Annotated in this window: 9 protein-coding genes, 1 tRNA gene, 1 pseudogene and 1 riboswitch; of the genes and pseudogenes, 9 read left to right on the top strand and 2 right to left on the bottom strand. The window is 59.5% G+C overall.

Features of this window, described 5'->3' with window-relative positions; all coding sequences use genetic code 11:
* From ACQY7U_RS20870 to ACQY7U_RS20895, 6 genes are all read left to right on the top strand, one after another.
* Positions 1 to 283: GGDEF domain-containing protein (locus ACQY7U_RS20870; RefSeq protein WP_428648809.1), on the top strand; the 283-nt coding region annotated here is incomplete at its 5' end.
* A 76-nt stretch (positions 284 to 359) separates the two neighbouring features.
* A riboswitch (FMN riboswitch) is annotated at positions 360 to 544 on the top strand.
* Positions 545 to 620: 76 nt separating this feature from the next.
* Positions 621 to 1,535 (top strand): DMT family transporter, encoded by a 915-nt coding sequence (locus ACQY7U_RS20875; protein WP_428648812.1) that lies wholly within the window; start codon positions 621 to 623, stop codon positions 1,533 to 1,535.
* 86 nt (positions 1,536 to 1,621) lie between these two features.
* The gene (locus ACQY7U_RS20880; RefSeq protein ID WP_428648814.1) at positions 1,622 to 1,909 is read left to right on the top strand and encodes an acylphosphatase; all 288 of its coding nucleotides are present in this window, start codon (positions 1,622 to 1,624) and stop codon (positions 1,907 to 1,909) included.
* A 168-nt stretch (positions 1,910 to 2,077) separates the two neighbouring features.
* The gene (locus tag ACQY7U_RS20885; RefSeq protein ID WP_428648816.1) at positions 2,078 to 3,298 is read left to right on the top strand and encodes an NAD-dependent epimerase/dehydratase family protein; all 1,221 of its coding nucleotides are present in this window, start codon (positions 2,078 to 2,080) and stop codon (positions 3,296 to 3,298) included.
* Between the two features lie 9 nt (positions 3,299 to 3,307).
* The gene (locus tag ACQY7U_RS20890; protein WP_428648819.1) at positions 3,308 to 4,174 is read left to right on the top strand and encodes a glycosyltransferase; all 867 of its coding nucleotides are present in this window, start codon (positions 3,308 to 3,310) and stop codon (positions 4,172 to 4,174) included.
* Entirely contained in the window at positions 4,175 to 5,038 is an 864-nt protein-coding gene (locus ACQY7U_RS20895; RefSeq protein WP_428648821.1) for an NAD-dependent epimerase/dehydratase family protein, read from the top strand.
* Between the two features lie 64 nt (positions 5,039 to 5,102).
* Here ACQY7U_RS20895 and ACQY7U_RS20900 read toward each other — a convergent pair.
* Together ACQY7U_RS20900 and lipB are read right to left on the bottom strand one after the other, a co-directional pair.
* Positions 5,103 to 6,755: pseudogene (locus tag ACQY7U_RS20900) on the bottom strand (methyl-accepting chemotaxis protein); the annotation flags it as partial.
* 514 nt (positions 6,756 to 7,269) lie between these two features.
* Positions 7,270 to 7,977, bottom strand: a complete 708-nt coding sequence (lipB, locus tag ACQY7U_RS20905) for a lipoyl(octanoyl) transferase LipB (protein ID WP_428648824.1) — start codon at positions 7,975 to 7,977, stop codon at positions 7,270 to 7,272.
* A gap of 96 nt (positions 7,978 to 8,073) precedes the next feature.
* Here lipB and ACQY7U_RS20910 point away from each other — a divergent pair, with 96 nt between their 5' ends.
* From ACQY7U_RS20910 to ACQY7U_RS20920, 3 genes are all read left to right on the top strand, one after another.
* Positions 8,074 to 8,340, top strand: coding sequence for a FliM/FliN family flagellar motor switch protein (locus ACQY7U_RS20910; protein ID WP_428648826.1), 267 nt, complete (start codon positions 8,074 to 8,076; stop codon positions 8,338 to 8,340).
* Between the two features lie 133 nt (positions 8,341 to 8,473).
* A tRNA-Leu gene (locus ACQY7U_RS20915) sits at positions 8,474 to 8,560 on the top strand.
* Positions 8,561 to 8,782: 222 nt separating this feature from the next.
* Complete coding sequence (locus ACQY7U_RS20920; protein ID WP_428648828.1) at positions 8,783 to 9,364, top strand: hypothetical protein; 582 nt, start codon at positions 8,783 to 8,785, stop codon at positions 9,362 to 9,364.
* The last annotated feature ends 33 nt before the right edge of the window (positions 9,365 to 9,397 follow it).

Raw genomic sequence — 9,397 nt, forward strand, 5'->3', positions numbered from 1 at the left:
CGTGCTTCAAGCGCCTCACATTTTTGCAAGAGCCGGGGGCGAGGAGTTCTATTGTCTTCTGGAAGACTGCGGCCTCGATGACGCCTTCACAATTGCCGAGCGCATTCGAGAGGCCATCGAAACCACGCCCCACATGCACGGAGAGCATCTCATCCCCATGCGCGTCAGCATCGGGGGGGCGAGCGTTGCAGACGGCGAGAAGATCAGCCAGACCATTGCCAGGGCTGATGATGCGCTTTACTGCGCCAAACAGGCTGGCAGAAACCGGGTCTGCATGGCCTGACGGGCCTTCGCCGTAACGAACGGCATTCTTCCTCTATTGCATCCAGATCATTTCAGGGATACTGAAACCCTTAGAGAGCAGTTCTCGGGGCGGGGTGAAATTCCCCACCGGCGGTATCAGGGAAACCTGGAGCCCGCGAGCGCCCTGGAGGTCCAATTGGAATTCCAGGGGTCAGCAGATCCGGTGAGAGACCGGAGCCGACGGTTATGGCGGTCCTTCCTGCGGGAAGGAGCCTGAAAGTCCGGATGAGAGAGAACTTGGCCGTTGCCTCTTTCGAGGCTGCGGGTGCGTGTCTTTTGAGACTGTTCTGGAACGTCAACCGGAACGGAGCTCGGACATGGCCGCCAACCTGAACAAACCATCTCATAAACCTCTGCTGGCCGCTCTTGCCATGATCGGGGCAGGAGCCTCCTTTGCCCTTGTCAACGGCGCCTTGCAGGCCTCGACCATGAAGCTCGGCGTCAGCTCGACATCCGCCGCTTTCTGGCAATACGCGCTGGGCCTTCTCTTTGCCTTGCCATGGGTGCTGCGCCGCGGGCGCTCTGCCCTGAAAACCCGGCAGATCGGGCTGCACCTCCTGAGGGGCGCGCTTGCTGTGATCGGCATTCAGATGTGGGTGGCCGGTCTCGCACGGGTCGAGATCTGGCAGGCAATCGCCCTGGTCATGACGTCGCCGTTTTTCGTCATCATCGGTGCCAAACTGTTTTTCGGCGAACGGGTGGGGCTGACGCGTTGGCTGGCAACTGTTGCCGGGTTCGCGGGTGGCATGGTGATTCTCGCCCCCTGGAACGAGACCTTTACCTGGGGCGGCATTCTGCCGGTGGCAGCAGCTGCCTTCTGGGCAGGGACATCGCTGGTGACGAAAAAGCTGGCGGAGACCGAGCAGGCCGATTCCATCACGCTCTATCTTCTGTTGCTGCTGACGCCGGTCAACGCGCTCCTGGCTCTGGGCGACGGGGGGCTCATGCTTTCCGGCGAAGCGCTCTGGCTTCTCGTCGGGGCCGGTCTCCTGACGGTTCTGGCGAACTATCTCCTGACACTTGCCTATCAAAAGGCCGATGCCGCCTTCGTGCAGCCCTTCGACCACTTGAAGCTCCCGCTCAACATCGCAGTCGGCTTCTTCGCCTTCGGGTTTGCCCCTTCCGGAGCCTTCTGGCCAGGAGCGATCGTCATCGTCGGCGCATCCCTGCTGGTCATGGCGGACGAGCAGAAACGTGCGTCCCGACGGGCTTCGCTCTCAGCGGAAGCATGAGACGGGCTTTCCTGGCCGGTGGAAGACATTTCCGTTTTTGTGGACTTGCAATAAGCTGAGCTTCCAAGACTGCCACGGAGAAACGGATGACGAAGGATCCTTTGACCGTACACCTGCTTATTCAAGGCCGGGTGCAAGGGGTCGGCTACAGAGCCTGGTGCGCCGACGAAGCTGTGGCGCGCGGCCTGTCCGGCTGGGTCCGGAACCTTAAGAACGGCGACGTCGAGACCGTCCTGAGCGGACCTTCGGACACTGTGGTGGAAATGATGGACGCGCTCTGGGTGGGACCTTCCTTCGCACGAGTGAGCACCATCAAGGATCTGGAACCGGCCGAACCCGTGTCCGGTTCCTTTGACGTTCGCGGCACGGTGTAACCTCCCGGTTCCTGCGAGGAGGGCGAGGACCTTGGCTGACCCCAATGATATCAATCGGTCAGTTCGGAGTTGAGTTGTCATTGAATTATCGCAATGATCTGGTCTCACATGTGAAACAATCGGAGCCGTTTCGGCTCGTGCGAATTTGCGAACCAAAGGAGATTTCTTGTGAAGATTGCGATCCTGGGGGGTGATGGTTTTGTCGGTTGGCCCACGTCCCTGCATCTCTCCGACAAGGGACACGAAGTTCATATCATCGATAACCTCAGCCGCCGGTGGATCGACGCGGAGCTTGGCGTACAGTCGCTGACACCGATGGATTCGATCCAGGAACGCACGCGCATCTGGAAGCAGGAAACCGGCAACACCATTCACTTCCACCTGATCGACATCGCCAGGGACTACGAGGTCTTCAAGGCCTGGCTGTCCGACAACCGGCCGGATGCGATCATCCACTTCGCCGAACAGCGCGCCGCGCCTTATTCGATGAAGTCGGACCAGCACAAGAACTACACGGTCAACAACAACGTCAACGCCAGCCATCATTTGCTGAATGCCATGGTGGAACTGGATCTGGATGCGCATCTGATCCATCTCGGGACCATGGGCGTCTACGGTTATTCCAGCGTCGGAGCGGCCATTCCCGAAGGTTATCTGAGTGTCGATGTCGAAACGCTGAGCGGGGACAAGGCAGCGCAGGAGATCCTTTATCCGGCCAACCCCGGTTCGATCTATCACATGACCAAGTGCCTGGATCAGCTGCTCTTCCAGTTCTACGCCAGGAATGACGGTCTCAGGATCACCGATCTGCACCAGGGTATCGTCTGGGGCACGCACACACAGCAGACGCTGCGCCACAAGCAGCTCATCAACCGCTTCGACTATGACGGCGATTACGGCACGGTTCTCAATCGTTTTCTCATCCAGGCGGCCATCGGTTATCCGCTGACGGTTCATGGCACGGGCGGCCAGACAAGGGCTTTCATTCATATTCAGGATTCGGTGCGCTGCATCGAACTCGCGTTGAACAACCCGCCTGCCAAGGGCGACAGGGTCAAGGTGTTCAACCAGATGACGGAGACCCACCGGGTCCGCGATCTGGCCGAACTGATCTCGCGCCTCACCGGCGCGAAGGTGGCCTATCTGCCGAACCCGCGCAAGGAGGCTGCGGAAAACGATCTCGTGGTCGAAAACAGGCAATTCCTGGACCTGGGGCTGGATCCGATCACCCTGAAGGACGGCCTCTTAAGCGAAGTGATGGATGTGGCCAAGGCCTATGCCTACCGGGTGGACCGCAGCCGGGTGCCGGCAGTCTCCGCCTGGACGAAGGAGATCGCCGAAGAGATCGAGCGCGATCCGGAACATCCCCGGCTGAAGTCGGTCTCCTGAGGCTGGCCGATGGGTGATGCTCCCAAGTTCGACAGGGCGCCCGCCAGTTCCCTTGCCTATGTCACCCTGGTTACGAACCGGGACTATGTGCTGGGCGCCTCGGCACTGCTGCGCTCGTTGCGGCGCACGGGCACGCAGGCCGATCTTGTCGTGCTCTATACGCCGGGCGTTGACGAGGAAGACCTATCGGTTCTGCGGGCGTTCAAGCCGCGGCTCGGGCGCTGCGCGCGGTTGCCGACATCGGAGGCTTTCAACGAGCGCCACGAGCGTGGGCGATTGCACAAAGCCGCACCTTTTACAAAGGGCGGAAAGCCGGTCTTCCACACACCACTCGACAATTTCGTGAAACTGCGATTGTGGCAACTCACCGACTACGAAAAGGTCGTCTTCATCGATGCGGATGCGCTGGTTCTGAAGAATTGCGACAAGCTGTTCGGCTATCCGGAGTTCTGCGCGGCGCCGAATGTCTATGAAAGCCTCGCGGACTTTCACCGCATGAACAGCGGTGTCTTTACGGCAGTGCCCGATGTTCCGACTTATCAGGCCATGATGGAACGGCTGGATCAGCCGGAGGTGTTCTGGCGGCGCACGGACCAGACCTTTCTGGAGAGCTTTTTCCCCGACTGGCACGGCCTGCCGGTTTTCTACAACATGCTGCAATATGTCTGGTTCAACCTGCCGGACCTCTGGGACTGGAGCCGGATTCACATCCTCCATTTCCAGTACGAGAAACCTTGGCAAATCGGGCACGAGAAATCGGAACGCCTGAAGCCGTTGATAGACCTGTGGCAGGCCTTTGCAACAGGGGACGGCATCCCCTACGATCTGGCCACTCTGCCCGGTCCGCGGGAATGGGCGAATCAACAGGCTTCGTGAATGCACTTTCTTATAACGGGCGCCAGCGGCACGCTTGGCCGCTTCATTGCGTCCAGGCTGTCAAACGACGGACATGAGCTGACACTGATGGGACGGACGCCGCCCGCGCAGGCGGGAACCGGGTTTCAGGAATGGGATCTCTCCGACACCTCCGTCAGTCTGCCGGTGGCCGATGCGCTTGTTCACTGCGCCTTTTCCCATGTTCCGGGAAAATACCGGGGCGGGGAAGGCGACGACCCGCACGGTTTCATAGCACGCAACGCGGAAGGAACCGTCCGCCTGTTCGAAGCGGCGAAATCAGCCGGGATCAGGCATTGCGTGTTTCTGTCCAGCCGTGCCGTCTATTCCGATACCGGCAATTGGGCGGTTTTGACGGAAAACGCCGAAACCCGGCCCGACACACTCTACGGTCAGGTCAAGCTGGTTTGCGAGCAGGCACTTGAATCTCTTTGCGACGACGGGTTCTGCGGCACTTCTCTGCGGGCGACCGGGATTTACGGCTGTCCGCCGGGACAGAGCGTTCACAAGTGGTCCGATCTGTTCGAGGCATTTGTAGAGGGCAGAAAAATCGCGCCCCGGCTCGGCACCGAAGTGCATGGGGACGATCTGGCCGATGCGGTGGCCCTGGTTCTGGAAAAGCGGCCGGGGGAAGGAACGGATTATGAGGTCTACAATGTCTCGGATCTGCTGCTCGACCGGCAGGATCTCCTGAAGCTCTACGCCGGGGTCAAGGGGATGACCGCAAACCTGCCGGGACGTGGCGCCGGACCGGTGGGGGTGATGGAACCGGGCAAGCTGAAGGTGCTCGGTTGGGCGCCGGGTGGCATGACCCGGCTGAAAGCCTTCCTGGAAACGCTTTCCTGAACGAAAACGGCGGACCTTCCGGTCCGCCGTCTCCTGATCTGTTCTTCAGCCTTCAGTTCGCCGGTCAGGCCGCGCGGATGCCGTCGAAGAACCCGTCGACCTTTGTCCTGAGGTTTTCCGCCTGGACGGAGAGCGATTCTGCCGTCGACAGCACATCGGCGGCGTTGCGGCCGGTCGACTGCGCGCCGCTGGAGACCTGAATGATGGTCTCGGAGATGGCGTCGGTGCCGGTGGATACCTCGTTGACGTTTCGCGAAATCTCGGTCGTTGCAAGGCTCTGCTGCTCGACGGAGACGGAAATGTCCTGCGAGATTTCGGACATTTCGGCAATCACATTGGCAATGTCCTTGATCGCGTCGGCCGCCTGATTGGAAACGGATTGCATCGCCTGGATCTGGGTGGCGATTTCCTCGGTTGCACTTGCCGTCTGGGTGGCTAGCGACTTCACTTCCGAGGCCACGACCGCAAAGCCCTTGCCGGCTTCCCCGGCACGGGCCGCCTCGATGGTTGCATTGAGCGCCAGAAGGTTTGTCTGGGCGGCGATGTCGTTGATCAGGCTGACGATCTGGCTGATCCGGTCCGTGGTCGCCACCAGCGTCCGGACGGTTTCGTCGGTCTGTGAGGCGGCGTTGGAAGCCTTGCCGGAAATCGAGGCCTGTTCTTCAACACGGCGCGCGATCTCGGCAATCGATGAGGTCAGTTCCTCGGAGGCCGCTGCGACCGAGCGCACATTGGAAGCCGTGTCGCCGGACGTTCTGGCTGCAGTTTCGGCATCGCTGGAACTCTTTTCCGAGGTTTCCGCCAGTTCCCTTGCGGTCCGTTCCAGCTCCTGGGTTGCGCCGGAAACCGTTTCCAGAACGCTGCGGATTTCCTGGTTGAAGTCGCCGAGCAATTCATCGACTGCCTCCGAGCGGCGTTGCTTGGCGTCGCGTTCCGCCTCGCGCTCGGCCTCCAGGCGGCGTTGTTCCCGGCCGTTGGTCTTGAAGACCTCGACAGCGCTTGCAATCGATCCGATCTCGTCGGAACGCTCAAGTCCCTGTACTGTGACGTCCAGGTTGCCGTCAGCGATCTCGGCCATGGAGCGGGTGACAGAGGCAAGCGGGCGGGCGAGCAGCGCCTGGAACAGAGTGCCCAGGATCACGAGCATCAGCACGGTCGCCACAGCGGTGGCAATAATGGCCGAATAGCGGAAGCTGCTAAGGCTTGCATAGGCTGCATTGCGGTCGATCGACAGCCCGATCTGCCAGTCGACGGGAAGCCCGGTGACGGGAACGAACTGGACGATGCGGTCGCCCTTGGCGTTCGCGACATATTGCGGCTCGTTGCTGATGTTGACCGGCTGGTCCGGGAAGAGTTCGGTAATCGGCTTGGAGATCATGCCGCTGTCCGGGTGGATGAGAATGGTTCCGGCTGAATCGGTCACGAACACGTATCCCATGCCGCCCATATCGGATTCGGCAAGCATGTCCGCCAGATAGGTGATGTCGAAGTCGCCGCCGACGACACCTGCGAGGGTGCCGCCCGTAGTCACCGGCATGGCCGCTGTCACGATAAGGTTGCCGGTGGAGGCATCCTGATAAGGCGCGGTGATGGTTTGGCCGCCCTTTGCCACGGCGTCCTTGTACCAGGGGCGCACACGCGGGTCATAATCGTCGGGGAGATCTGCCGGTGGCCACATGTTGAAGCTGCCGTTTTCCTGCGCGCCAAAGTAGGTCGCGCTGAAGTTTTCCGTCAGGGTCTTGAGGTCGAAAAACTCGGGGGTCACATCCGGCTGGCGTGCGATCCGCTCGGCGGTCTCCTTCACAAGGAGAAGGCGGGCTTCGAACCAGTTGGTGACGATATTTACTTCCGACCGGCCGACACCTGTCATGTAGTCACGCACTTCATCAGTCTTGGCATTGCGCTGAAGCGTATCGTTGAAGAGGCCGAAACCGGCAAAGATCACCACGATGACGGCCGCTGCCGCCAGAAGAATTTTGGTGATGACGCTTCTGGGAGAGCGACCTGAGAGAGCCTTGAACACGTTCTGGATTCCCGTTTTTGAGACGTTTGAACGCGTATTGGCTCAGTAAAATGAAGGAAAGTTAAATGAGATGTGCTTTCGGGGATATAAATCTACATTACTTCATGAAATTTTCGGAGTTTTTGTCAAATATTGTCAGAAGTAACGATAAGAAAAACTTCTAATGATTTGACAATACCATTTTCTTTAATTTGATCGGATGGTCAAATCAAAGCGAGGCCGTCTCCCCGAAAATCTTCTCGAATTCCGCGCGCAGGACACTGTCGTTTTCGGCCATGGTGACCGGAATGCCGAGGTCCACCAGGCTGGTGACCCCATGTTCGGAGATGCCGCAAGGAACGATGCCGGAAAAATGCTCCAGGTCCGGTTCGACGTTGAAGCTGATGCCGTGAAGGGTCACCCATTTGCGGACACGTATGCCGATGGCGGCGATCTTGTCTTCCACATTTGCGCCCCGGTCGGGGCGGCGAACCCAGACACCGACCCTGTCTTCCCGGCGCTCACCCCGGATATGGTAGTTCCAGAGTGTGTTGATGATCCAGGCTTCCAGCGCGGAGACGAAGGCGCGGATGTCTTTCTGCCGCCGTTGCAGGTCGAGCATGACATAGGCAACCCGCTGGCCCGGGCCATGATACGTGTGCTGTCCGCCGCGGCCGGTGTGATAGACCGGAAACCGGTCGGGGGACACCAGATCGCTTTCGTCGGCACTGGTGCCGGCGGTGTAGAGAGGCGGGTGCTCCAGCAGCCAGACAAGTTCCGGGGCTTCTCCGGAAATGATTCTCCGCACCCGCTCGTCCATTTCCTCAAGAGCACTCTCATAGTCGACGAGTTCGTCGGAAATCTTCCATTCCACCGGCCCGAAGCCCGGATTGGGCAGGAAACTCAAGGAAAGGGCGTCTCGATCGACTGCTGACATGTGGAAGAAACTTCTTTGTTTTTTGAGCTGGCTTGCCTTGCCGTGGTATGGTGCAGCGCTGGCGGGTATCGCCCTATTTAAGGATTCAAGTGTCTGATGACCACCTTTGATGAGATCAACGTCGATATTTCCGTGGTGCTCGGCGAATCCGAAATGCCGGTGCATCAGCTTCTGCGAATGGGCCGCGGCGCGGTGATCGATCTCGACGTTTCCGAAGACGACGACGTCAAGATCTACGCCAACAACACGCTGGTCGCAAAGGGTCAGGTGGTGCTTTTGGGGGAACGGATCGGCATTTCCATCACCGAGGTTCTGATGCGAGCTCCCGAGATCCGTCCGATGCGGACCGACGGGCCGCTGTGACGACTGTCCACAGGGGGGACAGAAGAAAAATCGCCTGCCTGTGAATTATTGCAATTTCGGCTCTTGCGCCCCCAAATTCCTTTTGCTACATGGGGCGCCTCGACGCCGGAAGGTGCTCGGAACAATCGAATATGCGGTCGTGGCGGAATTGGTAGACGCGCAGCGTTGAGGTCGCTGTGGGGTAAAACCCGTGGAAGTTCGAGTCTTCTCGACCGCACCATATTCGAAGCATTTCTACCGGTGCTTCATCAAAAGGCTGCCCCTCGGGCGGCCTTTTTGCTTTTTGGCTGCCCAGATCGTTTTCTCGGGGCCATTTCGTAGCAGAAGAACTCCTTATCGCTCGCCGGGTCGTGCAATCCTGATATGGTGTGGCAACCGGTTCTGGCGAATCCCGCTGCTTTGGGGGCCGGTCCATATCAGGTGAAGGGATGGAGTAACTGACGTGTCCAGGTATCTTTCCAGAAAGGCCCTGTTCGTTTGTGCGGCGCTTTTTGCAATGATCGGCCCGGTCCCTTTGGCTGCTCAGCCTGCGAACGTTCCCGCTGTCGCCATTGCAGGGGTCGCGACCGTACCGGTCGATGGCGATATCGTGCGCTACCGGGCGACCCTCGTGGAGACAGAGGATGGCGCGGATCTCTACATCTTCACCGATGCCGGGGAAGGCTGGAAGCAGGCGGTCTACGCGCCGAATATCGTCTGGCGGGGTGGCATGTATGGCCAGGAACCCTGGATGGAGGCAAACGAGCACGGATCCCTGAAAATCTATTCCGAAAACTCGGCCATAGGCAGGGACCGCTGGGAGCAGGCTTTGACCATTGCCTACCGGCGCGGCGCGTTTCTGGTCGCCGGATACACCTATTCCTATTATGACACGCTCGATCCGGATGCGGGCGGCCAGTGCGACGTCAATCTTCTGACAGGCCGGGGAGAGCACAACGGCAAGTCCTTCAAAACGAAGCTGGGGGCTATGCCGGCCGGGGACTGGACCATGGACACGAGACCGGCGGAATGCGCCACCCAGTAGACGAAGGTACGGGTTCGCCCTGAAACTCGCGAA

This window comes from Roseibium sp. (assembly GCF_050301095.1).
Lineage (GTDB): Bacteria > Pseudomonadota > Alphaproteobacteria > Rhizobiales > Stappiaceae > Roseibium.